Source organism: Vibrio sp. 10N.286.45.E10, from assembly GCF_002874195.2.
GTDB lineage: Bacteria > Pseudomonadota > Gammaproteobacteria > Enterobacterales > Vibrionaceae > Vibrio > Vibrio crassostreae.
Genome location: NZ_MCWD02000001.1, coordinates 2509125 through 2536011, shown reverse-complemented (window position 1 = coordinate 2536011; position 26887 = coordinate 2509125). Strand labels below are relative to the sequence as shown.

24 protein-coding genes are annotated in these 26887 nt (G+C 45.1%); 9 read left to right on the top strand and 15 right to left on the bottom strand.

Annotated features, from left to right (window positions below; all coding sequences use genetic code 11):
- Positions 1–26 precede the first annotated feature (26 nt).
- From coaE to nadC, 6 genes are all read right to left on the bottom strand, one after another.
- Positions 27–641 (bottom strand): dephospho-CoA kinase, encoded by a 615-nt coding sequence (coaE, locus tag BCU34_RS11130; RefSeq protein WP_019823817.1) that lies wholly within the window; start codon positions 639–641, stop codon positions 27–29.
- 2 nt (positions 642–643) lie between these two features.
- Positions 644–1513, bottom strand: coding sequence for a prepilin peptidase (locus tag BCU34_RS11125; protein ID WP_048659372.1), 870 nt, complete (start codon positions 1511–1513; stop codon positions 644–646).
- A 66-nt stretch (positions 1514–1579) separates the two neighbouring features.
- Entirely contained in the window at positions 1580–2809 is a 1230-nt protein-coding gene (locus BCU34_RS11120; RefSeq protein WP_048659371.1) for a type II secretion system F family protein, read from the bottom strand.
- A gap of 15 nt (positions 2810–2824) precedes the next feature.
- Positions 2825–4510 (bottom strand): type IV-A pilus assembly ATPase PilB, encoded by a 1686-nt coding sequence (pilB, locus tag BCU34_RS11115; RefSeq protein WP_102478755.1) that lies wholly within the window; start codon positions 4508–4510, stop codon positions 2825–2827.
- Entirely contained in the window at positions 4510–4923 is a 414-nt protein-coding gene (locus BCU34_RS11110) for a pilin (protein WP_076678249.1), read from the bottom strand. Before BCU34_RS11110 ends, pilB begins: the two co-directional genes overlap by 1 nt.
- A 253-nt stretch (positions 4924–5176) precedes the next feature.
- Positions 5177–6067: a carboxylating nicotinate-nucleotide diphosphorylase gene (gene nadC, locus BCU34_RS11105; RefSeq protein WP_102478756.1), complete on the bottom strand. Its 891-nt coding sequence runs from the start codon at positions 6065–6067 to the stop codon at positions 5177–5179.
- An 83-nt stretch (positions 6068–6150) separates the two neighbouring features.
- On the opposite strand from nadC, the gene ampD reads away from it, so the two are divergent.
- The 5 genes from ampD to lpdA all read left to right on the top strand — a co-directional run bounded on the left by ampD (position 6151) and on the right by lpdA (position 14313).
- A complete protein-coding gene (ampD, locus tag BCU34_RS11100) occupies positions 6151–6750 on the top strand; it encodes a 1,6-anhydro-N-acetylmuramyl-L-alanine amidase AmpD (RefSeq protein WP_102478757.1) in 600 nt (199 codons plus the stop codon).
- Positions 6751–7233: 483 nt separating this feature from the next.
- Entirely contained in the window at positions 7234–7995 is a 762-nt protein-coding gene (gene pdhR, locus BCU34_RS11095; protein WP_009847596.1) for a pyruvate dehydrogenase complex transcriptional repressor PdhR, read from the top strand.
- Between the two features lie 62 nt (positions 7996–8057).
- Entirely contained in the window at positions 8058–10721 is a 2664-nt protein-coding gene (gene aceE, locus BCU34_RS11090) for a pyruvate dehydrogenase (acetyl-transferring), homodimeric type (RefSeq protein ID WP_017063244.1), read from the top strand.
- 26 nt (positions 10722–10747) lie between these two features.
- The gene (gene aceF / locus BCU34_RS11085) at positions 10748–12640 is read left to right on the top strand and encodes a pyruvate dehydrogenase complex dihydrolipoyllysine-residue acetyltransferase (protein ID WP_102433045.1); all 1893 of its coding nucleotides are present in this window, start codon (positions 10748–10750) and stop codon (positions 12638–12640) included.
- Between the two features lie 242 nt (positions 12641–12882).
- Positions 12883–14313, top strand: a complete 1431-nt coding sequence (lpdA, locus tag BCU34_RS11080) for a dihydrolipoyl dehydrogenase (RefSeq protein WP_102530242.1) — start codon at positions 12883–12885, stop codon at positions 14311–14313.
- A 198-nt stretch (positions 14314–14511) separates the two neighbouring features.
- Here the strand turns inward: lpdA and BCU34_RS11075 are convergent, their stop codons facing one another.
- Positions 14512–15117 (bottom strand): LuxR/HapR/OpaR family quorum-sensing transcriptional regulator, encoded by a 606-nt coding sequence (locus BCU34_RS11075; RefSeq protein ID WP_048664508.1) that lies wholly within the window; start codon positions 15115–15117, stop codon positions 14512–14514.
- 337 nt (positions 15118–15454) lie between these two features.
- Between BCU34_RS11075 and hpt the strand changes: the two genes are divergently transcribed.
- Complete coding sequence (gene hpt, locus BCU34_RS11070) at positions 15455–15985, top strand: hypoxanthine phosphoribosyltransferase (RefSeq protein ID WP_017633235.1); 531 nt, start codon at positions 15455–15457, stop codon at positions 15983–15985.
- A gap of 75 nt (positions 15986–16060) precedes the next feature.
- Here hpt and can read toward each other — a convergent pair whose 3' ends face one another.
- Positions 16061–16729 carry a carbonate dehydratase gene (can, locus tag BCU34_RS11065; RefSeq protein ID WP_048658190.1) on the bottom strand — a complete coding sequence of 223 codons (669 nt, stop codon included), beginning with the start codon at positions 16727–16729 and terminating at the stop codon, positions 16061–16063.
- A gap of 286 nt (positions 16730–17015) precedes the next feature.
- Between can and BCU34_RS11060 the strand changes: the two genes are divergently transcribed.
- From BCU34_RS11060 to BCU34_RS11050, 3 genes are all read left to right on the top strand, one after another.
- Positions 17016–18647, top strand: a complete 1632-nt coding sequence (locus tag BCU34_RS11060) for a SulP family inorganic anion transporter (RefSeq protein WP_170960822.1) — start codon at positions 17016–17018, stop codon at positions 18645–18647.
- A gap of 348 nt (positions 18648–18995) precedes the next feature.
- Entirely contained in the window at positions 18996–19913 is a 918-nt protein-coding gene (locus BCU34_RS11055; RefSeq protein ID WP_048658189.1) for an ABC transporter ATP-binding protein, read from the top strand.
- Between the two features lies 1 nt (position 19914).
- Positions 19915–20685, top strand: a complete 771-nt coding sequence (locus BCU34_RS11050) for an ABC transporter permease (RefSeq protein WP_010435987.1) — start codon at positions 19915–19917, stop codon at positions 20683–20685.
- Between the two features lie 122 nt (positions 20686–20807).
- On the opposite strand, the gene panC is transcribed toward BCU34_RS11050, so the two are convergent.
- From panC to sfsA, 7 genes are all read right to left on the bottom strand, one after another.
- Complete coding sequence (gene panC, locus BCU34_RS11045) at positions 20808–21698, bottom strand: pantoate--beta-alanine ligase (protein WP_102478382.1); 891 nt, start codon at positions 21696–21698, stop codon at positions 20808–20810.
- Between the two features lie 8 nt (positions 21699–21706).
- Complete coding sequence (gene panB / locus BCU34_RS11040; protein ID WP_017059433.1) at positions 21707–22501, bottom strand: 3-methyl-2-oxobutanoate hydroxymethyltransferase; 795 nt, start codon at positions 22499–22501, stop codon at positions 21707–21709.
- 22 nt (positions 22502–22523) lie between these two features.
- Positions 22524–23009, bottom strand: coding sequence for a 2-amino-4-hydroxy-6-hydroxymethyldihydropteridine diphosphokinase (gene folK, locus BCU34_RS11035; protein WP_004735459.1), 486 nt, complete (start codon positions 23007–23009; stop codon positions 22524–22526).
- Positions 23006–24361, bottom strand: a complete 1356-nt coding sequence (gene pcnB / locus BCU34_RS11030) for a polynucleotide adenylyltransferase PcnB (RefSeq protein ID WP_019819797.1) — start codon at positions 24359–24361, stop codon at positions 23006–23008. Before pcnB ends, folK begins: the two co-directional genes overlap by 4 nt.
- 183 nt (positions 24362–24544) lie before the next feature.
- Positions 24545–25420, bottom strand: a complete 876-nt coding sequence (gene gluQRS, locus BCU34_RS11025) for a tRNA glutamyl-Q(34) synthetase GluQRS (protein ID WP_048658186.1) — start codon at positions 25418–25420, stop codon at positions 24545–24547.
- A gap of 146 nt (positions 25421–25566) precedes the next feature.
- A complete protein-coding gene (gene dksA / locus BCU34_RS11020; RefSeq protein ID WP_004738189.1) occupies positions 25567–26013 on the bottom strand; it encodes an RNA polymerase-binding protein DksA in 447 nt (148 codons plus the stop codon).
- Positions 26014–26148: 135 nt separating this feature from the next.
- Positions 26149–26874 (bottom strand): DNA/RNA nuclease SfsA, encoded by a 726-nt coding sequence (gene sfsA, locus BCU34_RS11015; protein ID WP_102478383.1) that lies wholly within the window; start codon positions 26872–26874, stop codon positions 26149–26151.
- Positions 26875–26887 lie beyond the last annotated feature (13 nt).

The following is a 26887-nucleotide window of genomic DNA, read 5'->3' as shown; positions in this document are numbered from 1 at the left end:
CGAGCAAACCTTCATTCAACATTGTTCTATTCTGACCCATCTACAGCACTGATTGCCAGATACTTTTGATGTAAATCTGTGATTTGAGGCAAAAGTTCTTGGTTTTTAGTATGGTTTTTAATCACGTCATCTGCAACTGCTAAGCGTTGTTCTCTTGAAGCCTGTGATTTTAAAATTGATGCAACTTGTTCCCTAGAAACATTATCACGACTCATCGTTCGTTCTATTTGCACTTCTGCTGGCACATCAACGATTAATACGCGATCGGTCATGCCTTGCATTTGGTTTTCAACCAATAGCGGTGCGACTAATAAACCATACGGGGATGTGATTTTAGACAGGTCACTGTCAATTTTCTCACGGATCATGGGATGAAGAAGATCATTGAGCCATTGCTTCTCTTTTGGATTCGAGAAGATAAGCTCACGTAGCCTACTTCGGTTGAGTGTTCCATCTTCAAGCAAGATAGACTCACCAAAGTGTTCTGTAATCTGTTTTAAACCATCACTGCCCAGTGCGACCACTTCACGTGCCACGATATCAGCATCAACAATATCAATATTAAAATGCTCATTGAACAAGTTAGCGACGGTGGTTTTGCCACTAGCGATACCACCGCTTAATCCGATAATGATTGCCATGGTTAAATTCCTAGTACAGAAGTGAAATACCAACCCATGATGTCGTTACCCCACATCAAGCTTACCCAACCCGCAATCGCAAGGTAGGGGCCAAATGGAAAGGCTTTATCTATGCCTTGCTGTTTCAAGCGAAGTTGAATCAAACCAAACACAAGTCCAACAAGCGAAGATAAAAGGATGATCATCGGTAGGTGCTGCCAACCAAGCCATGCGCCAAGCGCAGCCAGGAGTTTGAAGTCACCGTAACCCATACCTTCTTTGCCTGTCAGTAGTTTGAACAACCAATAAACAGACCACAGCGCTAGGTAGCCAGCCATTGCCCCTACAACTGAGTCTTGAAGTGATACAGGGCTGATATTAAACAGTGCTAAAGTGATACCAGACCAAACCAAAGGCAAGGTGATTTGATCAGGCAACAACATAGTATCGAGATCGATAAAGGTCGCGGTAATCAGTGCGAAGGTGAAAAAAATCAAAGTAATGGCGTAGTAACTGAAACCAAAGTGGCTAGCAACCATTGTGCAAAGTATTGCGGTAAGCAGTTCGACCAAAGGGTAGCGAGCACTGATTGGATTCGCACAGCTGTGGCACTTCCCCTTTAAGAACAACCAGCTTAAGACTGGAATATTGTCGACGATTCTTAATTGGGTTTTGCATTTCGGGCAGGTTGAACGAGGAATGCTGAGATTAAACTTTCCTTCTGGTGCTGGAATTTTATATTGAGAGAAATATTCCGAGCACTCTTGTTGCCACTCTCGTTCCATCATTATCGGTAAACGGTGTATGACTACGTTGAGGAAACTGCCGATAAGAAGGCTAAAAATGAAAGCTAATACGGGGAATAGCCAAGGATAGTAGTGAAATACTTCCATAGTGTCCTTTACCACTTAATCAAGGTGAGCAGAGATTGCTGCTCATGGGTGTTTAGTTGCTTTTAACTATCCTAACACACTCATAAGATTAAAGATCGGTAAGTACATCGCAACCACAAGTCCACCAACAACGGTGCCTAAAAACACGATGATCAGTGGCTCTAGAATCTTGCCTAAATTGTCGACGGTGTTGTCTACTTCAAACTCGTAAATCGAGGCTACTTTATTGAGCATATCATCAAGGTTGCCAGACTCTTCGCCAATCATCACCATCTGTAACACCATTTCGGGGAAGGCATTGGTATTGCGCATTGCGATATACATCGGCATGCCAGCAGCCGTTTCTCGGTGAACTTCAATGATCGCCGACTCATAATGCAGGTTGCCTGCGGTTTTGGCTGTGGTTTTTAGGCTCATTAAAATCGGAATGCCAGAACTAAAGCTTGTCGATAAGGTTCGGCTAAATTTGGCAATAGAGGCTTTGGCTAATACGCCTCCAAGAACAGGGAAACGTAATCCTAGCCGACTGACAGACAGTCTGATCGAGTGGGAACGTTGACACAGTTGGTAAATAATCAGGACAACAAGCCCGATGCCTACAGCCGTATAAAAACTGTAAGCCTGCATCCAATGGGAAAGGTAGAGTACTTGTTGAGTAAACCAAGGCAGGTCGGCACCAAAGCCTGAAAACATCGATTCAAACTCCGGAATCACCATGGTCAGCATTAGATAAGAAACAGTCAGTGCAACGGTGACCACCATGGCAGGGTAAATCAGTGCTTTGACGACTTTGGATTTTAATTGCTCACTCTTTTCTCTATAGGTCGCTAAGCGCTCGAACACTTGTGCGAGATTGCCAGAAAGTTCGCCTGTCGCGACCAAGTCAGTATAGAGGTCATCAAAGTGACGGCTTGCGGTTCGCATCGCTTTTGAGATTGGCGTTCCGGCTTCTACGCCTTTGCAGATGTGCGATAAAATCGATTTCATTTCAGCTTTACGGTGGTTGTCTGATACCAACTTGATGGCTTGCACGATAGGCACCCCCGTAGCCAGCATGGTCGCTAGCTGCCTAGTCAAAATAGTGATGTCTTTGGCTTTGACTCTATGGGTTAAACGAGTGACGGCTGAAATACTTTTCTTTTTGATTTTCTTAATCTGAATGTGCTGCTCTTTGAGCTTTTCTCGTACTTCCAATTCGGTGAGCGCTAAGGTCTGCCCAGACACTTTCTTGCCGGAACTATTAATACCTTTCCAGTGATAGCTTTTTAGTTGTGATTGTTTGGACTTGCTACTCATTGGTGATCCATTAGTTTATAGGTACAGAACACGTTGCAGTTCTTGATAGCTGGTGGTGCCTTCAAGCAATTTATCTAGCCCCGACTCTTGCAGAGTTCTCATGCCTTCTCGGCGAGCCAAGTTTTCAATGGCTAACGCGTTAGGCTTGTCTATCAGGCTATTTTTCAGCTGATCGCTAAAAGGCATGACTTCATAGATACCCACTCGCCCCGAATAACCTTGATTACACTCATTACACCCTTGGGGATTAGCTTTGTAGATGGTTTGGTTGTTAGGAATCGAGTGACGCAGAAATATGTCCGGTGAGTTGTCATCTTCTTTGCAATGGTTGCACAATCGTCTTGCCAGTCGTTGGGCGATAATCAAACTCAGTGATGAAGCGAGGTTAAAGGGTTCTATCCCCATATGAGCGAGTCGAGTGACGGTTTCTGCGGCGGAATTCGTGTGCAGCGTTGAAAGGACCAAGTGACCGGTTTGCGATGCTTTGATCGCGATCTCTGCGGTTTCCAAGTCGCGGATCTCACCAACCATTACGACATCGGGATCTTGTCGTAAAAATGATCGCAGCGCCTCAGCAAACCCAAAGCCGATTTTAGGCGTCACTTGTACCTGATTGATACCACATAGGTTAATTTCCACTGGGTCTTCAGCTGTCGAGATATTGCGTTCAGTGGTGTTGAGCACTCGAAGGCCAGTATATAGGGAGACGGTTTTTCCGCTGCCAGTGGGCCCTGTCATTAAGATCATCCCTTGTGGGCGTTTCAGTGCATTGAGGTAGAGGGCTTTTTGATCTTCGCTATAACCTAATTTATCGATATCTAAATTAGCAGCGCTGCTATCAAGCAGTCGAAGTACAATCTTCTCACCCCACAAGGTCGGCAATGTTGAGACTCGCATATCAATCGCGAGCTCATCATTCAGGCGCAGTTTTATTCGTCCATCTTGAGGTAAGCGACGTTCGGCAATATCAAGCTTGGCGAGAATCTTTAAACGGGCTGATAAACGACGACTTAAGTGGGAGGCTGGTTGCTGTATTTCAACAAGGATGCCATCACAACGCAGGCGTACTCGGTAGTGCTCTTCATAAGGTTCGAAGTGGATATCTGATGCACCTTTGCGTACCGCATCAACCAGTATTTGATTTATGAATCGGCTGACAGGGGAGTCGTCCTGGCTGAGGTCTTCAATCGACGCTATCTCGTCGTCAGAGACTTCAACAAGATTGGCGAGTTCATCTTGAGTGATCTCTTTGCGTTTCGAACCTTGCCCGGAAATAGAGCGGCCATACAACTTGCGTATTGCGCCTTCTAATTCAGAGTAGTTAGCGACAACTAATTCAATCTGTAATCCCGTCGCGAATCGGAAATCATCTTCGGCTTGTAAATCGGTCGGGTCGGCTGAGGCGAGTGTTAGAGTAGAATTAGAGACTGAAATCGGTATCGCACGATACTTGGTGATCAGTTCACGAAGCCCTAATTGGTCACATAAGATTTCATAATCAACATTGGCGAGTTGCACCAATGGCAGACCGAAGATGGCCTGAATGTTATGTGCGAGACTCTCGCTAGTGAAAAAATCCAGAACGAGTAAAGCTTCAGGTGTCGAAATACCCGAAGCATGTATATGTTCCGCAACGGCTTGTTCCTGAGTCAGGCTAAGTAAATCAGCCTGACATAGAACGGTTGGAAGGTTGGTTAGCACTAACCACAACCTTGTAGGGTAAAGGTTGTCCCTGAAATACCGCACTCCCACAAACCATCCTCTCGTGTCCAAGTAACAATGCCACCATTTGCGGAAGTACTAGTTAGGGTTACGGTAATGCTACCATTTGATCCTGTAGCTCCGCTTGCTGCGACGTTTATGGTACCCAGTGAAAAGCTAGGTATCGCAATACTTGCTGATGCCGGAAAACTTCCATTCTCCACTATATGTTGCTCTACTGGCGTTTTTAGTGCTGTTGATGTCGCTAGCGCTGAACCTAGCGCCCCTTTAGCTGAGTAATCTTGGTACGCAGGCACAGCGATCGCCGATAAAACCCCAATAATTGCCACCACAATCATCAATTCAATCAGCGTAAAGCCTTTCTGGTTCGTTCTTTTGTTCTTGTTATTCATTGTCTAATTCCATTCTTTAGTTTGTTTCAGCGCAAGCACTGGTTGATGGAAAGAATAGAAGTCGAAATGGGGAAGTGGAATGGTGTTCAGGTGTGGTCGCGAGTGGTTTTGTATTTATTAGTGTGGTGTTTCATATAGCACGCAAATTTATGCGATCAACTTAAATAACTGCCTGAAATACTGATAATTAAGGTAATAAAAAAGGCACTATCATCAACAGTGCCTTCACGGAAATTATCTATTATTCAGTCAATTACGCTTTGAATCTCATTGATAGATCCATTGCTTTTAGGTGCTTAGTTAATGCACCTACCGAGATGTAATCAACGCCTGTTTCAGCAAATTCTGCAATCGTATCTAGCGTCACGTTGCCAGAGTTTTCTAGTGCTGCACGTCCAGCGTTGATTTTCACGGCTTCACGCATCATGGCGGTAGTGAAGTTGTCTAGCATGATGATGTCTGCACCAGCATTGATCGATTGCTCTAGCTCTTCTAGGCTTTCGGTTTCAACTTCTACTGGTTTACCTGGGTTGAGCTCTTTTGCTGTAGAGATAGCTTTCTCAATGCCACCACACGCGATGATGTGGTTTTCTTTGATTAGGTAAGCGTCGAAAACACCGATACGGTGGTTGAAGCCACCGCCACACGCTACAGCGTATTTTAGTGCACTACGTAGGCCAGGAATCGTTTTGCGAGTGTCTAACAGGCGGCACTCTGTATGTTTAATTTTGTCTGCGTAGATAGCCGTAGTCGTCGCACAGCCAGATAGCGTTTGAATGAAGTTCATTGCGTTACGCTCACCCGTTAATAGCGCGCGTGCTGGGCCTGTTAGCGTGCAAAGCGTTTGGTTTGGTTCAACTTTGTCGCCATCTTCTACATTCCACTCGATAGTCACTTCACCGCCCAGTTGCTTAAACACTTCATCAGCCCACGCTTTACCACAGAACACACCGTGCTCACGGGTAATGATGGTTGCGCTGTTGATTGCGTCTGCAGGGATTAGACTTGCTGTGATGTCAGCCGCTGGATCTAACGTGCCACCTAGATCTTCTTTGATGGTCTCAGCGACTGCACGAGTGATCTCTAGAGGCAGTTGCTGTTTTAAGTAGTCAAGGCGTTGGTGGCTGTTATGTGTGTTTTTCATCGCAAATCTAATCTTGAAAGGGAGTGGGAATGGAATGATACTCTTGCTTAACTTCAAATTAAAGAGGCTAGCGCGACTGCTCTATGGGCAAGGTCACATCTTATTGTGCTAGCAGAAAAGAAAGTGAGACCAAGATGACGATCAGCTCCAACGGATGGTATGACAACGCTCGGCATGTTCCTTCCCCGTATTTTGATGCTAGACCTAGTGTCGAGGATATCTCTCTGCTGGTGGTCCACAACATTAGTTTGCCTCCGGGGCAATTTGGTGGGCCTTACGTCGAACAGTTTTTTACAGGCAAGCTAGACCCGTCGGAACACCCATTTTTTAAGGTGATTCACCAAATGGGCGTATCGGCGCACTGCTTGATTCGTCGTGATGGCGAAGTGGTGCAGTTCGTTTCGTTCTTAGACCGAGCTTGGCATGCCGGCCATTCGAGCTTTGCAGGGCGTGACAGATGTAATGATTATTCGATTGGTATTGAACTCGAGGGCAGTGACTTTGTGGCGTATAGCGAGCAGCAGTATCAAGCGCTTGCCCAATTAACAGAAACGATTGTATCCACTTTTCCTCAAATCACCACCGAACGCATCACTGGCCATCAATATATAGCGCCTCTGCGTAAAACTGACCCTGGCTTGGTGTTCGATTGGAAGAAGTTTAAAGGAAAGCTAAAAGCTTAAGTCTTAGTTTTTGGTTATGACCTTACCGCTTTTGGGCGTTGAATAGTCAACGCCTAGCATAATGACTTGTGAATTTTTGTTGTTGCGATGTAAAGAAAGTGGTGGAGAGAAGAGCATCAATAAATAGAGAGTGTGACGAGCTTATCAAACACTCATTTATTAAAACTTATTAACAGAAATTCGACCCTAAATGTGCGCTTGGTTCGATTTTTAAACAAGTGGCACTAATCTTTCTGAAACAATTCATTTTTATCCTGAAACTTTCTAGCACGAAACCTCCCCAAAAGTATTACCCCTGTAAATGGTAAGACCAATTTGGTTGCTGTTTTAAATTTCATTTGTTAAATCATGGTTAATTCACACTGCGTTCTATGATGCAGGTCAATTTTACACTGGACAGTGGCGTTTTAATTATGTTAATTTCTGCCCAACTTAAAATTGGTATTACCAATTGTCAGCGAAGAAAAAGAAGAACAACAAACTATGGCTTATCAAAGGATTCGTCAGCCAAAACTCTCCGATGTTATCGAGCAAGAGTTAGAAAGGTTGATAGTGGAAGGAACACTGGCTCCAGGGCAGCAGCTGCCGCCTGAGCGTGAACTGGCGAAACAGTTCGATGTGTCTCGTCCTTCAATCCGAGAAGCGATACAACGTTTAGAAGCAAAACGCCTGCTTACTCGCCGTCAAGGTGGAGGTACGTTTGTTAGCGAAAATATCTGGAAAAGCTTTTCAGATCCTTTGCTTAATTTGTTGTCCTCCCATTCTGAAACCCAACTAGACTTGTTGGAATCGCGTCATGCGATGGAAGGGATTTCGGCTTACTTCGCGGCATTGCGTGGCACTGATGAAGACTTTGCTCGAATTCAAGCATGCCAAGAGAAAATTCGCGGTGCGCAAGATAAGGGGGATATTGAAGCCGAATCTGCAGCGGTGATGGCTTTTCTTATTGCTTTAACAGAGGCAGCGCACAATGTGGTGTTACTGCACATTGTTCGCAGCTTGGCTCCGTTACTCGAACAAAACGTCTTAGAAAATTTAAAGCTGTTGCATCGTCGTAAAGACGTTGTGGAGAAAGTGAGTATACATCGAGCTAACATTGTAGATGCGATCGTTTCAGGACAGCCAGAACAGGCACGTGAAATGTCACACTCTCATTTAGCTTACATCGAAGAAACATTGATGGATTTGACCAAAGAAGAATCGCGTCGCGAACGTTCTTTACGTCGAATTCAACAGGGTAAATAGCCGTAATACTTCGGCTTTTTACGTGTTTAGTAGAATCCAACTAACAAAAAGGATAGATCGCCATGTCTGACATGAAGCATGACGTTGATGCTCTGGAAACTCAAGATTGGTTAGAAGCTCTTGAGTCAGTAGTACGTGAAGAAGGTGTAGAACGTGCACAGTTTTTACTAGAACAAGTTCTAGATAAAGCGCGTTTAGATGGTGTTGATATGGCTACAGGCATCAACACAAACTACATCAACACAATTCCAGCAGCACAAGAGCCAGCTTACCCTGGTGACGTAACTCTTGAGCGTCGTATTCGTTCGATTATTCGCTGGAACGCAATCATGATTGTATTGCGTGCTTCTAAGAAAGACCTAGACCTTGGTGGTCACATGGCTTCTTACCAGTCAGCAGCAGCGTTCTACGAAGTATGTTTCAACCACTTCTTCCGTGCTCCAAACGAGACGGACGGTGGCGATCTAGTTTATTACCAAGGTCACATCTCTCCAGGTATCTACTCTCGTGCATTCGTTGAAGGTCGTCTAACTGAAGAGCAGCTAGATAACTTCCGTCAAGAAGTTGATGGTAAAGGTATTCCTTCTTACCCGCACCCTAAACTGATGCCTGAGTTCTGGCAGTTCCCTACAGTATCTATGGGTCTAGGTCCGATCTCTGCGATCTACCAAGCGCGCTTCCTTAAGTACCTTGACGGCCGTGGTCTTAAAGATACTTCTGCTCAACGTGTATACGCTTTCCTAGGTGACGGTGAGATGGATGAGCCAGAATCACGTGGTGCTATCTCTTTCGCTGCGCGTGAGAAGCTAGACAACCTATGTTTCCTAATCAACTGTAACCTACAGCGTCTAGACGGCCCTGTAATGGGTAACGGTAGCATCATCCAAGAACTTGAAGGCCTATTCAAAGGTGCAGGTTGGAACGTTGTTAAAGTTATCTGGGGTAGCAACTGGGATTCTCTACTAGCTAAAGACACTACTGGTAAGCTTCTTCAACTAATGAACGAAACTATCGATGGTGACTACCAGACATTCAAATCTAAAGATGGCGCATACGTACGTGAGCACTTCTTTGGTAAGTACCCAGAAACAGCTGCACTAGTTGCAGACATGACTGACGACCAAATCTTCGAACTGAAGCGTGGTGGTCACGACTCTTCTAAACTGTTCGCTGCATTCAACAATGCAAAAGAGACAGGTGGCAAGCCAACAGTAATCCTAGCTAAGACAGTTAAAGGTTACGGCATGGGTGAAGCTGCAGAAGGTAAGAACATCGCTCACGGTGTTAAGAAGATGGATATGACTCACGTACAATACCTACGTGACCGTCTAGGCCTACAAGACATCCTTTCTGATGAGAAAGTGTCTGAGCTTCCTTACCTGACTCTTGAAGAAGGTTCTGCTGAGTACGAATACCTACATGCTCGTCGTAAAGCCCTACAAGGTTACACGCCAGCACGTCTGCCTAAATTCACTCAAGAATTCAAAGTTCCTGAGCTAGACGCATTCGCACCTCTACTAGGTGAACAGAAGCGTGATATCTCTACAACTATGGCTTATGTACGTACGCTAAACATCCTTCTTAAAGATAAGAACATTGGTAAGAACATCGTTCCTATCATCTGTGATGAAGCTCGTACATTCGGTATGGAAGGTCTATTCCGTCAGGTTGGTATCTACAACCCACACGGTCAAGAATACACACCTGAAGATAAAGGCATCGTTTCTTACTACAAAGAAGCAACGTCTGGTCAAGTACTTCAAGAAGGTATCAACGAACTAGGTTCTATGGCTTCATGGGTTGCTGCTGCAACTTCATACAGCACAAACGATCTACCGATGATCCCGTTCTACATCTACTACTCAATGTTCGGTTTCCAACGTATTGGTGACATGGCATGGCTAGCAGGCGACCAACAAGCTCGTGGCTTCCTACTAGGTGCTACTGCAGGTCGTACAACACTGAACGGTGAAGGTCTACAGCACGAAGATGGTCACTCGCACATCCAAGCGAACACTATCCCGAACTGTATCTCTTACGACCCAACGTTTGCTTACGAGCTAGCGGTAATCATGCAAGACGGTATCCGTCGCATGTACGGTCCTGAGCAAGAGAACGTTTACTACTACCTAACAGTAATGAACGAGAACTACGCAATGCCAGCAATGCCAGAAGGCGCTGAAGAAGGCATCCGTAAGGGTATCTACAAGCTTGAATCTCACGCTGGTGCTAAGGGCAAAGTTCAACTAATGAGCTCTGGTACTATCATGAACGAAGCGCGTAAAGCAGCTGAAATTCTAAGCGAAGAGTACGGCGTAGCATCTGACGTATTCTCTGTAACGTCGTTCAACGAACTAACTCGTGACGGCCAAGCGGTAGAGCGTGACAACATGCTTCACCCAGAAGCTGAAGAGAAAGTACCGTACATCACGACTGTTCTTGGTAAGGAACCTGCAATCGCAGTGACTGACTACATGAAGAACTACGCTGAGCAAGTACGTGCGTACATGCCAACTGAGTCTTACAAAGTACTTGGTACAGATGGTTTCGGCCGCTCTGACAGCCGTGCAAACCTACGTCGTCACTTCGAAGTTAACGCTGGCTACATCGTAGTTGCAGCTCTAACTGAACTGGCTAAACGTGGTGACATTGAGAAATCAGTAGTTGTTGAAGCAATTGCTAAGTTCGATATCGACACTGAAAAAACTAACCCGCAATACGCATAAGACTGGCATTAAGGTAGGTAAATACAATGACAATCGAAATTAATGTACCAGACATCGGTGCTGACGAGGTTGAAGTAACTGAGATTCTTGTAAACGTTGGTGACAAGGTTGAAGAAGAGCAGTCACTGATCACTGTTGAAGGCGACAAAGCTTCAATGGAAGTTCCAGCGTCTCAAGCGGGTATCGTTAAAGAAATCAAAGTAGCTGAAGGCGATTCAGTTTCTACTGGTTCTCTTATCATGATCTTCGAAGCGGAAGGTGCTGCTGCAGCACCGGCTGCGCCAGCAGTTGAAGCGGCGGCACCAGTTGCTGCAGCTCCTGCAGCGGCGGCTGAGCTTAAAGAAGTTCACGTACCAGACATCGGCGGTGATGAAGTTGAAGTAACTGAAATCATGGTTGCAATCGGTGATGCAGTAGAAGAAGAGCAATCTCTTCTTACTGTTGAAGGCGACAAGGCTTCAATGGAAGTTCCTGCACCATTCGCTGGTATCGTTAAAGAAATCAAGATCGCTTCTGGTGATTCAGTTTCTACTGGTTCTCTAGTAATGGTATTCGAAGTAGCTGGTTCAGCACCTGCAGCAGCTCCGGCTCCTGCGGCGGCAGCACCAGTTGCAGCGGCTCCAGCAGCATCTGCTGAGAAAGAAGTAAACGTTCCTGATATCGGTGGTGACGAAGTAGAAGTTACTGAAATCATGGTAGCGGTTGGCGATACAGTAGAAGAAGAGCAATCTCTAATTACTGTTGAAGGCGACAAAGCTTCAATGGAAGTTCCTGCACCATTCGCTGGTACAGTAAAAGAAATCAAGATTGCAGCTGGCGACAAAGTGTCAACTGGCTCTCTAATCATGACTTTCGTAGTTGAAGGCGCAGCTCCTGCTCCTGTTGCAGCACCTGCACAAGCAGCAGCTCCAGCGGCGGCACCTGCTCCTAAAGCAGAAGCACCTGCAGCGGCTCCAGCAGCAGCTGGCGACTTCCAAGAGAACGGTGACTACGCGCACGCTTCTCCAGTAGTTCGTCGTCTAGCTCGTGAATTTGGCGTTAACCTTTCTAAGGTTAAAGGTACTGGTCGTAAGAGCCGTATCCTTAAAGAAGACGTTCAGTCTTACGTTAAAGATGCACTTAAGCGTCTTGAGTCTGGTGCAGCTGCATCTGGCAAAGGCGGCGACGGTTCTGCTCTTGGTCTACTACCATGGCCAAAAGTTGACTTCAGCAAGTTCGGCGAAACTGAAGTTCAGAAGCTTTCTAAGATTAAGAAGATCTCTGGCGCTAACCTGCACCGTAACTGGGTAATGATCCCTCACGTTACACAGTGGGACAACGCAGACATCACTGAGCTAGAAGCATTCCGTAAAGAACAGAACGCAATCGAAGCGAAGAAAGACACTGGCATGAAGATCACTCCACTTGTGTTCATCATGAAAGCTGTCGCTAAAGCGCTAGAAGCATTCCCAGCGTTTAACTCTTCTCTTTCTGAAGATGGCGAAAGCATCATTCTTAAGAAGTACGTAAACGTGGGTATCGCTGTTGATACACCAAACGGTCTAGTTGTTCCTGTCTTCAAAGACGTGAACAAGAAAGGCATTTACGAGCTATCAGAAGAGCTAATGGCTGTTTCTAAGAAAGCACGTTCTGGTAAGCTAACAGCGGCAGACATGCAAGGCGGTTGTTTCACAATCTCTAGCCTTGGTGGTATTGGCGGTACTGCATTTACTCCAATCGTAAATGCTCCAGAAGTAGGTATCCTAGGTGTATCTAAGTCTGAAATTAAGCCAGTTTGGAATGGTAAAGAGTTCCAACCACGTCTACAGCTTCCACTGTCTCTATCATACGACCACCGTGTGATCGATGGTGCTGAAGGTGCACGCTTCATTACTTTCCTAAACAGCGCACTATCTGACATTCGTCGTCTAGTACTGTAATTGAGAAAGTAATTATTAAGGTGACTTTCGGGTCACCTTAATTCTTTATATAAAGACTATTTTTAGAGAACAGTTTCCTGCATTTCTCATAATCTGATAGGGAATTGTTGTCTAGCTCACAGGCTAACTTAAAGCTACTTTCACACTGTTAACATCTCTGTAAAATGTTTCCTGTTTGAAAGCCCAATAATTTTAAGAACATCTACTCAGCCTGTTAGGGATAATGACTACAAGAGGTCACAATGAGCAAAGAAATTAAAGCCCAAGTTGTTGTACTTGGTTCAGGTCCTGCTGGTTACTCAGCGGCATTCCGTTGTGCGGATTTAGGTCTAGAAACAGTACTAGTTGAACGTTACAGCACTCTTGGTGGTGTATGTCTAAACGTTGGTTGTATTCCATCAAAAGCACTTCTTCACGTTTCTAAAGTAATTGAAGAAGCTAAAGCGATGGCAGAGCACGGCGTTGTATTCGGCGAGCCACAAACGGACATCAACAAGATCCGTATTTGGAAAGAAAAAGTAGTTGATCAACTAACTGGCGGTCTTGGCGGTATGGCTAAGATGCGTAACGTTACTGTTGTTAACGGTTTCGGTAAGTTCACTGGTCCTAACAGCATTCTTGTTGAAGGCGAAGGCGAAGCAACAACTGTTAACTTCGACAACGCAATCATTGCTGCGGGTTCTCGCCCAATCAAACTTCCTTTCATCCCACATGAAGACCCACGTATTTGGGATTCTACGGATGCACTAGAACTAAACGAAGTACCTGAAAAACTGCTTATCATGGGCGGCGGTATCATCGGTCTTGAGATGGGTACGGTTTACCACTCTCTAGGTTCTAAAGTTGAAGTTGTAGAGATGTTCGATCAAGTTATCCCTGCTGCGGATAAAGATATCGTTAAAGTCTTCACAAAACGTATTAAGAACAAGTTCAAGCTAATGCTTGAAACTAAAGTAACAGCAGTTGAAGCGAAAGAAGATGGTATCTACGTTTCAATGGAAGGCAAAAAAGCACCAGCTGAAGCTGAGCGCTACGATGCTGTTCTTGTTGCTATCGGTCGTGTTCCAAACGGTGCACTTATCGACGCTGAAAAAGCGGGTATCGAAGTTGATGAGCGTGGTTTCATCAATGTTGATAAGCAAATGCGTACAAACGTTCCTCACATCCATGCGATCGGTGACGTTGTTGGTCAACCAATGCTTGCTCACAAAGGTGTGCATGAAGGTCACGTAGCTGCTGAAGTTATCTCTGGTAAGAAGCACTACTTCGATCCTAAAGTAATCCCATCAATTGCGTACACTGAGCCAGAAGTTGCTTGGGTAGGTAAGACTGAGAAAGAAGCGAAAGCTGAAGGCATCAACTACGAAGTTGCTACTTTCCCTTGGGCTGCTTCTGGTCGTGCAATTGCTTCTGACTGTGCAGACGGCGTGACTAAGATGATCTTCGATAAAGAGACTCATCGCGTAATCGGTGGTGCTGTTGTTGGTACTAACGGTGGTGAACTTCTTGGCGAAATCGGCCTAGCAATCGAAATGGGTTGTGATGCAGAAGATATCGCACTTACTATCCACGCTCACCCAACTCTACACGAGTCTGTTGGTCTAGCTGCGGAAGTATTCGAAGGTTCAATCACTGACCTTCCAAACAAGAAAGCAGTGAAAAAGAAGAAGTAATTCTTCTTTAGTCACTCGCTAATGTTTTTAAAAGCCGCTGATTCGTCAGCGGTTTTTTTATGTCTGAAGTAAGGCGCAGGAACGTTTCACTCCGAGATGCGAGTACGCTGCGCTTCGGGATGCGAAGAGCCATTCCATTCTACAAAAAAGGGTTGACCGCTTAGGCCAACCCTTAAATTATTTACTCGAATCTCGAATCTATTTATAAATGCACAGCATGTTTAAGTAGCTATCTGTTAAGCTTGAAAGCTCTTCAGGTGTTTCTACACGTTTCGCTTGGATGAATAGCGAGTAGCAGATGCCGTGGAATAGGTTCGCTAGATGTTTAGGGTCGTGATCGTCACAAACTTCGCCGCGTTCAATCGCTTTGCTAAACATGTTCTGGACTAACATTTGGTTAGTGCGGTTAGTGGTTACGAACAGTGGCCATACTTCATCACGAGTCGAAGCGCTCCATTCGAACCATACGTTCAACCAATGGCTGTCTTGAGCCACTAACGTCACCATTTCAGTCGCAATATTATGTAGGTTTTCTTTTGCGTGAATATCTAAGTCGATATTGTCTGAAAGGAAGTTAGAGAATTGGCGTACAACGTGATTCAGTACTTCATCAACCAGATCTTCACGGGTTGGGAAGTAGTTAAATACGGTTGCTACAGACACCTGAGCGATGTCTGCAATATCAGCGTGTCCACCACGGCCAATGCCGCGACGAGAGAACACTTCAAGCGCGATTTCCATCAGCTGAAGTTTTCTTTTTAAAGGTGAAAGCCTAGTTCTAGGTCTCTTAGAGATTGAGTCCATTTTATTTTCCTTGCCAACGATTTTTTTATATTAATGATTTTATTATTATTTAAGCCAAGATGAGTGTAATGGTGCATATGCGAATGGTCAATCCTTTCAGCTTGTTTTATAGACAGTTACATCAAACTTGATACATAAAGCGTGATCAGCATTGATGTGAAAGGAGACGAGTATTGGATAAGGCACCAGCGCACATTTCGTTGAGAATCTGACAGTAAATTCGAACCATAAGGTGGTGTGGGTATTTGAGCAGTGCTAGACTTACGCACAAAATTGAGCGACACAACTGACGAAACTGTCAACATTCGTCGCAATCACCAAATAGAATGAGAGCAGTATGAAGCATACAGTTGAAGTCATGATCTCTGAGCAAGAAGTTCAGGATCGAGTGAACGAACTAGGCAAACAGATCACGGAGCACTACAAAGGTAGTGAAGATCTAGTTTTAGTTGGCTTATTGCGTGGATCTTTTGTCTTTATGGCAGATCTTGCTCGTGCTATCGATTTAACTCACCAAGTTGATTTCATGACCGCGTCTAGCTACGGCAACGGCATGGAAAGCTCACGTGATGTTCGTATTTTGAAAGACCTTGATGATGATATTCAAGGTAAAGACGTTCTACTTGTAGAAGATATTATCGATACGGGTAACACGCTGACTAAGGTGAAAGAGATTCTAAGCCTACGTGGCCCTAAGTCTATCGAAATTTGTACGCTACTAGACAAACCTTCTCGCCGTGAAGTGACTGTAGATACAAAGTGGATTGGTTTTGAAATCCCAGATGAGTTCGTTGTTGGTGTTGGTATCGACTACGCACAAAAATATCGTCACCTACCGTACATCGGTAAGGTAGTACCTCAAGAGTAATCATTGCGCTTGTGGTTTAGAAGTCATTAAAAAGCCCGCTTGATGCGGGCTTTTTGTATTTATTACAGAAGGGGGTTAGCTTTGTTGACTAAGAAGAGGCGTCGTTAAGATCTTGTTTAATGCATCTAAGTGACTGTTCTCTAGGGTATCGTTACTTGAGCAACGTACGCCAAGGTCTTGCAGCTTGCCATCGCCAATACCATAAACCACACCGTGGATTTCAACTTCTTGGCCACGCTCCCACGCATTCTGCATAATGGTTGAGTTGCCTAGGTTATAAACCTGTTCTGCGACGTTAATTTCGCACAACTTGTCACCCCATTGCTCACGAGGTAGCCCTTCGATTTGCTTACGGTATTTTAGGTAGTTATCACGGATATGAAGTAACCAGTTGTTGATAAGGCCAAGTTTAGGGTTATCAATCGCCGCATTAACACCGCCACAACCGTAGTGACCACAGACAATGATGTGTTTAACTTTGAGTACATCGACGGCGTACTGCACAACTGAGAGGCAGTTTAAGTCGGTATGAACCACTTGGTTCGCCACATTTCGGTGAACAAACAGTTCGCCAGAATATAAACCAGTGAGACGCTCGGCCGGAACACGGCTATCTGAGCAGCCAATCCATAGAAAACCAGGGCTTTGACCCTCTTCAAGCGTTGTAAAATACTCAGGTCGTTGAGAGCGAATTTCTTCTGACCATTTAGAGTTGTTTTCAAAAAGCTGTTTAATCTCTGGCATTTTGCGTCTTACATCCCTTAATTAAGAATCTCAACTATACACAATGTTACAAATTCAATCTCGTAAAAACTGTGTCAAATAGTACTCATCTGACGTGTACTCGTTGTTAAAATCATTAACTTAGCGTAGAAGCTATGATCCGGTTATAAGACATGAATAATGTGATTGAATTAACACTTTCTGAACACTTGATACATTTGTTAAAGTGATAAGGTTTGTCATTTCATCATCAGGAAGGTGTGTTTTGTTTGGAAGTCGTTTTACGGATATCAATCTCAAAGGGGATATGTTTGGTGGTGTCACTACAGCCATCATCTCATTGCCTTTAGCATTGGCATTTGGTGTTGCTTCTGGTGCGGGCGCCGAAGCTGGCCTTTGGGGAGCCATCATGGTTGGCCTATTTGCAGCTTTGTTCGGCGGTTCAAGCAGCCTGATATCTGAGCCAACCGGCCCGATGACAGTGATCATGACGGCGGTAATGACCAGCATGGTGGCTAAATATCCTGAAACCGGAATGGCAATGACCTTCACCGTGGTAATGATGGCAGGTGCATTTCAGATACTACTCGGTACGTTAAAGCTCGGAAAATACGTTACTTTGATGCCATATAGCGTGATCTCCGGATTTATGTCGGGTATCGGCGTTATTCTAATTATTCTGCAGTTGTCCCCTTTATTAGGACACGCTGCCCCCTCTGGAGGGGTGATGGGCACGCTTTCCGCACTTCCAGATACATTGGCTAATCTTAAAATCAGTGAGCTGTTTTTAGGTGCTTTGACGCTCGGTATTCTTTTTGGCTTCCCTGCTAAGTATCGTAAGTATGTACCCGCTCAACTGGTCGCTTTGGTTGCTGTGACGCTCTTGTCTGTCATTATTTTTGATACCGATTCTATTCGCCGCATTGGTGAAATCCCAGCCGGTTTGCCTTCTCTCGTTATCCCTACAATCAGCGCTGAACAGTTCACTACCATGGTTATTGATGCCTTGGTACTGGGTACACTTGGCTGCATTGATACGCTTCTGACCGCGGTTATCGGAGATTCACTGACTCGTAAAGAGCATGACTCAGACAAAGAACTTCGCGGCCAAGGCATTGCGAATATGATCTCTGGACTGTTTGGTGCACTACCTGGTGCGGGTGCGACTATGGGTACTGTAACCAATATTCAGGTTGGCGCGCGTTCTCCGCTTTCAGGTGTTATTCGAGCTTTAGTACTTGCGCTAGTGGTATTGGTTGCGGGTGGCTTAACAGAACCGATTCCTATGGCAGTGCTGGCTGGTATCGCGATGTATGTTGGTTTCAATATCCTAGATTGGAGTTTTATCCAGCGCGCGCACAAGGTTAGCTATGCCGGCATGGGCGTGATGTACGGCGTGATGCTCCTGACTGTGTTTGTCGACTTGATTATTGCTGTCGGATTGGGCGTGTTTATCTCGAATATTCTGATTATTGAAAGATTGAGCCGAGAACAAGCCAGACAAGTTAAGGCGATCAGTGATGGTGATGATGAAGACGATATCCCATTGACCGATAGCGAACGTCAGTTACTCGATAGTGCCAATGGTAAGGTTCTTTTCTTCTATCTTTCAGGGCCGATGATATTCAGCGTTTCAAAGGCGATTTCACGCCAGCACTCAAGTATCTCTGACTATGAAGCGATGATTCTAGACCTGACAGATGTTCCTATGATTGATGTCACTGTTGGCCTTGCGCTAGAGAATGCGATTAAGGATGCATTGGATGCGCAGTGTGAGGTGTACCTGCTGTGTCCTAATGAGAATACTCGTCAGCAACTAGAGAAGTTCCACGTGATTGACCTAGTACCTGAATCCAATACTTATCGATTCAGATATGAAGCCCTGACGGCAGCAACAAGCTATGTCGACAGAGATGAGCATCAATTTGAGTCAGTTTAATTTTCAGTAATAAGCGAACATGAATGAGCTGATATGAATAATCTAATATGAATAAGCTATAGACGCTCACTTCAAGGCTGATCATAAATGCCGTTAAGTGAATCACTTAGCGGCATTTTTATATTTACTGAACATTGATTTAGTCTTCACGTAGCCAAGACGCTTATTTTTTTCGAAAGAAACTCTCACACGATATTTGTATTCATCGTTAATCAACGATAAACTTGTTTGCAAAATGGCCGAGTAAACAAGTTTGGGTTAGTTTTCTGCTAGCTCGTTTTAAGCATTACTCTCTTCCTCAAGCTCGGTCGTCTACATCTTATCTATAGCAAATGGCAGTCTATCTCTATGTATGCATTAGAAATTGAGCAATTAAGAAAAACTTATGCTGGGGGCTTCGAGGCTCTTAAGGGCGTTAGTTTACAAGTAGAAAAAGGCGACTTTTACGCACTACTTGGTCCAAATGGTGCGGGTAAATCAACCACCATTGGTGTTATCTCTTCACTGGTAAACAAAACTTCAGGCAAGGTTAAAGTGTTCGGTTACGACATTGACACTGATCTGGAGTTGGCGAAGCAGAACTTAGGTCTAGTGCCCCAAGAGTTCAACTTTAACCCGTTCGAAACCGTTGAACAGATCGTGTTGCAACAGGCGGGCTATTACGGCGTGCCAAAAGCATTGGCGAAAGAGCGAGCGAAAAAGTACCTATCTCAACTCGATTTGTGGGAAAAACGTGGCGAACGTGCGCGTAACTTGTCTGGTGGTATGAAGCGTCGTTTGATGATCGCGCGTGCATTGATGCATGAACCTCATTTGTTGATCCTTGATGAACCAACGGCGGGTGTTGATATTGAACTGCGTCGTTCAATGTGGGAATTCCTAAAAGAGATCAATGAGAAGCAGGGCATTACCATTATCTTGACCACGCACTACCTAGAAGAAGCGGAAATGTTGTGTCGCAACATCGGCATCATTAATCGCGGTGAGTTGATTGAGAACACAACCATGAAAGCGCTGTTGGGCAAATTGAGTGCTGAGACCTTTATTCTGGATCTGGAAGAAGGCACGACAGAACCTAAGCTTGAAGGTGTGAATAGCCAAGTCATGCTCAATGGCTCGCTAGAAATCGAAATCGATAAAAACCTAGGTTTGAATACCATCTTCGCTCAGTTGAGCGAGCAACAGGTGAAAGTCCTCTCTATGCGTAACAAAGCAAACCGTTTAGAAGAGCTATTCGTGAGTATTGTCCGTGAGGGGAGTAAATAATATGTACAGCCTATATTGGACAGCTTTCTGCAGTTTGTTGACTAAAGAGATCAATCGCTTCACGCGTATCTGGGTGCAAACTCTGGTGCCGCCAGCGATTACCATGACGCTTTATTTCATCATCTTCGGTAACCTGATTGGTGCTCGTATTGGTGAAATGAACGGCTTCAGTTATATGGAATACATTGTTCCTGGCCTGATCATGATGTCGGTGATCACTAACTCGTATTCCAACGTTGCTTCTTCATTCTTTAGTGCTAAGTTCCAAAAGAACATTGAAGAGTTGCTTGTAGCTCCGGTTCCTAACTACGTGATTATCGCCGGTTTTGTAATGGGTGGTGTGGTGCGTGGCTTGTTAGTGGGCACTATCGTAACCTTCGTATCCTTGTTCTTTGTCGACTTACAAGTTGACCATTGGGGTGTGATCATTGCGACAGTATTTTTAACGTCGGTAGTGTTCGCTCTGGGTGGCTTGATTAACGCGGTATTCGCACGCACGTTTGATGATATATCTATTATCCCAACCTTCATCTTAACGCCGCTGACGTATCTGGGTGGTGTGTTCTACTCAATTAGCCTGTTGCCTGAGTTTTGGCAGGGTGTGTCGAAGCTGAACCCGATTGTCTACATGGTAAACGCGTTCAGATATGGCTTCCTGGGTGTGTCTGATGTGGGTATCGTGACGTCGTTTGGCGTACTAGGCGTGTTTATCGTGCTGTTGTATGGCATTGCACACTACCTAGTGACAAAGGGTATTGGCTTACGTAGTTAATACCTAGTTAGCCAGAATTGCAGGCAAAGAAAAAGGTCGATATTACATCGACCTTTTTTGTGTTCTGCGTTTGTGCTTTTGCTTTGCGTTAGGAGCTTGTTTACGCAAAGAGAAGAAAGCGATTACTCAGCGGTTTCTTCTTTCACTTCTACTTTGGTTTCCGTTACCAAGTCGAGAACTTGGTTGTCGATAAGACGAGTCTTACCTAGGAAAGCTGACATAAGAATCACAGCTTGAGTGGATTCTGGAGTGATCGCTTGTAGCGTTTTTGCATCACAAATGAATATCTCATCAGGTTGAAGGTCTGCAGCGCGTAGCTGGTCGGTTGCATCTTCAATTACTGATGCGTAGTCATCGCGACCACCACGAATAGCACTGCTGATCCAGCGCATGGTACGCGCTAGAACTGGTGCTCGTTGGCGTTCGTCAATCGTTAGATTGCTATTGCGAGAGCTCATTGCCAAGCCGTCCATTTCACGAACGGTCGCAACGCCCACAACTTTAATGTCTAACGCTAAGTCAGTGGTCATCTGGCGAATAACAGCAAGCTGCTGGAAGTCTTTTTTGCCGAAGCATGCAAAGTCTGGCTGAACAATGTTAAACAGCTTGGTGACAATCGTCGCTACGCCACGGAAATGACCTGGACGAGATGCACCTTCAAGCATGTGAGATATGCCAGGGACCTCAACAAACGTCTGTTTGTCTAATCCATCTGGATACATCACCTCTGGCGTTGGTGTAAATACCAGCTCAACGCCTTCGCCAGTTAGTTTGCTTAAATCTGCTTCTAACGTGCGAGGGTAGTTGTTTAGGTCGTCGGCGCGGTCAAACTGCATTGGGTTTACAAAGATGCTTACCACAACGATGTCTGCCAGTTCTCGAGCTTTCTTTACTAGAGTTAGGTGGCCTTCATGCAGGTTTCCCATTGTCGGTACAAAAGCAACCGTACGTCCATCACGCTTAAACTGTTTAATCTGCTCACGAAGAGCCGCTATTTCAGCAAAAGTTTGCATACTTACTCCTAAGCGATTGTATGAGCTTCATCAGGGAAGCGCGCGCTCTCTACTTCTTCTTTGTATAGAGCTACTGCCTTACGCATATCACCGGTTTCTGCTAGGAAATTCTTAGAGAACTTCGGCATGTAGTTCGCAGAAATACCGAACATGTCATGCATAACCAAGATCTGACCATCGGTAACATTGCCGGCGCCGATACCGATAACCGGTACGTCACAAGCTTCTGTAATTCGTTTTGCCAATGAAGCTGGCACACATTCAAGTAGAACGATTTGAGCGCCTGCGTTTTGCAGAGCTAGCGCGTCAGCAACCATTTTGTCGGCTTGCTCGTCGTCACGACCTTGAATTTTGTAACCACCAAAAATGTTTACAGACTGAGGTGTTAAGCCTAAGTGTGCACATACTGGTACTGCACGTTCTGTTAGCATCTTCACAGTATCAACCAACCAGCTTCCGCCTTCGATTTTTACCATATTCGCGCCAGCACGCATCAAGGTAGCTGCGCTTTCACAAGCTTGCTCTGGAGTCGCGTAGCTCATGAAAGGCATGTCAGCCATCAGAAGGCAATTAGGGCTACCAGCACGCACTGAGCGAGTATGGTAAGCAATATCTTCAACGGTGACTGGTAATGTATCGTTATGGCCTTGTAGAACCATACCCAGTGAATCACCGACAAGCAGTACAGGCATCTCTTGGCTTTCGAATAATTGAGCAAAGCTCGCATCATAAGCTGTCGACGTCGCGAATTTACGGCCTTCACGTTTGCATTTGATCAGGTCGTTAATGGTTACTTTTTTCATTGGTTTTCCTTAATGCGCTTGGCTATTGTTGCCAAACATTGAGCCCGTTCTTATCTACTATTTTCAGTAGTTCTGTCAGCTCAGTCCCATCAGGGAGTTGTAAACTTGGTGCGATTTCAGCAAGCGGGTAGAGTACAAACTCTCGTTCTTTCATTCCGTAATGAGGAACAATTAAGCGCTCTGAATCGATCACCTCATTGCCGTATAACACAATGTCGAGGTCCAAGGTTCTTGGCCCCCAACGCTCGTCTTTACGGACGCGCCCTTGCTCTAACTCGATCTTTTGAGTGCAATCAAGCAGTTCAATTGGCGTTAATTCGGTTTGGATAGCGACTACCGCGTTGATGTAGTCCGGTTGATTTTGCGGCCCCATTGGAGTGCTACTATATAGCTGAGAGGTCGCAATAAACGTTGATCGCGGTAGGCTTTTTAGCGTTTCGATAGCCAAATTTGCTTGGCTAACTGGGTCGGCAAGGTTGCTGCCGACCGCAATGTAAGCCGTTATCATTCTGATTGCTTACTCTTTTTGTTTCGGTAAGTCTTACGGCGACGATGGCCTGACTTTGATGGTGCTGCAACGTCGTTAGCCATCGCTTGACGCATGTTGCGACCGGCTGTTTGATAACGCTCCCACCATTTCGCAAGATCTTTAGTTTCGCCACCCTCAATCTCACCACGCATTTCTAGGAAATCGTAGCCTGCACGGAACTTGTTGAGCTCCATAAGACGAACAGCGCGTTTACCGTTGCGACGAGGCAGTCGAAGTTGCAGTTGCCAAACTTCGCGAATGGTTGCGGTGTGACGACGAGGAATCGCAATAGACTTTACTTGCTGATCAAGAATGATGTTACTCGCTTCCATGATCGCGTCGTAGTGCGCCATACCCTGTTCAGCGACAAGTTTGTCTGCTAGCTTGTTCATTGGGTACCAAAGCATCGCTGCGAACATGAATGCTGGGTTTACTCGCTTACCATCTTCGATGCGAAGATCGGTTGAATCGAGAACCAAATCAAGCATCTGCTCTGTGTGAGAGTCGTAATCTTCTGTGAAGTATTCCGCTACAGCTGGGAACATCTGCTGAAAGAGGTTGTACTCGCGCATTAGGTGGTAGGTTTCTAAACCGTGACCTGATTGCAGCAATTTCAGAGACTCTTCGTAAAGACGCGCTGCTGGGATATCTCTTAGAAGGTGCGCTAACTCTTCAATCGGGTCAGCTGTGTCTTCTTCAATATCGAAATCCAGTTTAGCGGCGAAGCGCATTGCACGTAGCATACGTACTGGGTCTTCACGGTAACGCGTTTCTGGATCGCCAATCAGGCGGATCAGTTTATCTTCTAAATCTTCTACACCACCCGCGTAGTCGTGGATGCTGTAGTCTGCAATGTTGTAGTACATCGCATTGATTGTGAAATCACGACGCTCTGCATCTTCATCAACACTGCCATACACGTTATCGCGCAATAGCATGCCTTCTTTCGATTGTGCAGACACGTTTTTCGATGGTTCTTGGTGGTGGCCACGGAAAGTTGCCACTTCAATGATGTCACGACCAAACATGATATGTGCCAAGCGGAAACGGCGACCGATAAGGCGACAGTTTCTGAAGAGGTGTTTGATTTGCTCTGGCGTTGCGTTGGTCGCAATATCAAAATCTTTTGGCTGAGAGCCTAATAAGATATCGCGTACACCACCACCGACTAGAAATGCGTCAAAACCCGCACCATTCAGACGATATAGCACTTTTAGTGCGTTGTCGCTGATCTGCTTGCGTGAAATATTGTGCTCTTGACGAGTATAAATATTCAGAGCTAATTCGTGGAATCCGCGTTGTTCGCTTGGGGTATTGTCGTTTGTATTCATTAGTTTAGAACAAAGTAGGTATCGCCAACTTTGTTTTTCTCTTAGTCCAAAGTGGTAGTGCAGAGTTTAATTGCGGCTAATAATAGCTTAGCGCGAGCCATTTGAGAACATCGTCTGCTTAACCACAGTGGTTGGTTATGGCATTTTTATGTGTCGTTTTTGCTATTTGCCGTGAGTTTCGAGCTAATTACAGTGCTCTTTTTGTAAACTATCAGGTAACTGACTGACGTTCCATTGTTGGCAGCCCCACAATAAAATCTCATCCATTGAAGCCTCACAAAGGGCTGTCGGGATATCAAAACCTAAGAATCGCATCGCGTTGAGTAACGTTGGTTTTGGATTGTCGAGATTGATTGCGGTGGCATGGTTCTGTTTTGACAGTTTATTCCCCAAGTCATCGGTTGCCAATGGTAAGTGCAAGTAGCTCACTGTTTTTTGCTTGAGCGTCTTGTACAAACTGATTTGTCGACCTGTTGGTTCTATCAGGTCTGCGCCTCTTACGACTTCCGTTACTCCTTGTTCGATGTCATCAAGGACAACGGCCAAGTTATAGGCAAACAATCCATCTCTGCGTTTAATAATAAAATCTTCTTCAGCTAATGCTTTAGGGATTTGAATCGTGCCGTGGCGCACATCATCAAAGGACTCTACAGGAAAATCCATGCGTAAGCGCACCGCTTGTTCACCTGAATCGATTAAGCCTGCATCTCGACAGTGACCATTGTAAAAGCCACCCAAAGCCTTTATCTGCTTACGAGTACATTGGCAGTAGTAGGCTTGTTTATCAGCGACCCATTGATCAATTTGAGCTTGATACATGTCGTGACGCTGGCTTTGATAAACGACTTCACCATCCCAAAATAGATGGTAAGCCTCAAGCGTCTTAAGAATCAGGTCTGCAGCGCCGGCCATTTCTCTTGGTGGATCTAAGTCTTCCATACGAACCAACCATTTTCCTTGGTTAGATTTTGCTTGGAAGTAACTACCAAGAGCAGCAACAAGTGAGCCAAAATGAAGAGGACCTGACGGTGATGGTGCAAAGCGCCCGATATAATTCATGTGTGAACAACCTAATCTGGATGGTACCGCAGTAGCCGATTCTTAAGACGTTTAACTGTCGTATTATTGTTTCTAACTCGCGCTTTAACGCTGAGTTCACCAACAAAAAAGGGAGCCAAGGCTCCCTTTCTTTACATCTGCAAGAATTAACCTTGCATCTGTTTCTCTTTGATTTCTGCAAGTGTTTTACAGTCAATACAAAGGTCAGCAGTTGGACGAGCTTCAAGGCGACGAATGCCAATCTCGATACCGCAAGAATCACAGAAGCCGAAATCGTCTTCTTCGATCTTGTCTAATGTCTTCTCAATTTTTTTGATAAGACGACGCTCACGGTCACGGTTACGTAACTCTAGGCTGAATTCTTCTTCTTGAGAAGCACGGTCAACTGGGTCTGGGAAATTCGCTGCTTCGTCCTGCATGTGGTGCACAGTACGATCAACTTCTTCCCTGAGCTGGTTGCGCCAAGCTGCTAAAATTTTTGTAAAATGTTCCGTTTGCTCAGGTGACATGTACTCTTCACCTGGCTTTTCTTGGTACGGTTCAACACCTGCGATGGCTAGGATGCCTAGCGCTTTTTTCTTAGATTCTGGCATACAGCATCTCCTATTTACACCTAGTCAACTGCAAAGCAGCTAATTTTAAGGCGGGTATCTATAGCAGAAAGAACGAATGGTGGCAAATACTCTTATTCAAACTTGCAATCAATGTGATTAGTTCAGCATCTTTGCTTAGCTATTGATAAATTCAACAGCTTGTTTTAGTTGTATTTGAGTATTGCTGAGCTCTGCTTTATAGCAAAGCACTTCAACTCCAGCGTCTTGTGCTTGTTTTAGTAATAACGAATATTTGGCGTCTATATGGTGTGCCGCAGACACTTTTTCAATACCTGAATGTAAAACAGTGAATAAAAGTACGGCTCTATTTCCAGATTCGACCATTTCTGTGAGTTCACGCAGATGTTTTTGGCCTCTGGTGGTGACCGCATCAGGGAAAAAGCCTTGCCCTTTAGTTGACGTTTCTTGCTCGTCGAGCAAAGTGACGCTTTTTACTTCGATATAACAAGGCGGCTTTTCGTTATCTTCAAGCAGAATATCAATGCGACTATTCTCACTGCCATATTTCACTTCGGTTCGTAACGCGTTATAGCCTAAGAGTTCAACTATAGTATTATTTTCAATTGCTTCCACTGCCAACTGGTTTGCTCGCGCAGTATTTACACAAATACGATGACCTTTGTCTGTTTCTGAGATCTCCCAGCTGTTTGGGTACTTTCTTTTTGCATTATCGGAGGTTGAGTACCACACCGTATTGCCAGGAGTCGCACATCCTGTCATCGCTCCCGTATTGGCACAGTGAATAGTACGCTCGCTACCGTCTGGAAGTTGGATGTCAGTGAGGAAACGTTTATAGCGTTTAATAAGAGTCGCTGGCTCTAATGGCGGATTGAAGTGCATATTACTTATTTAG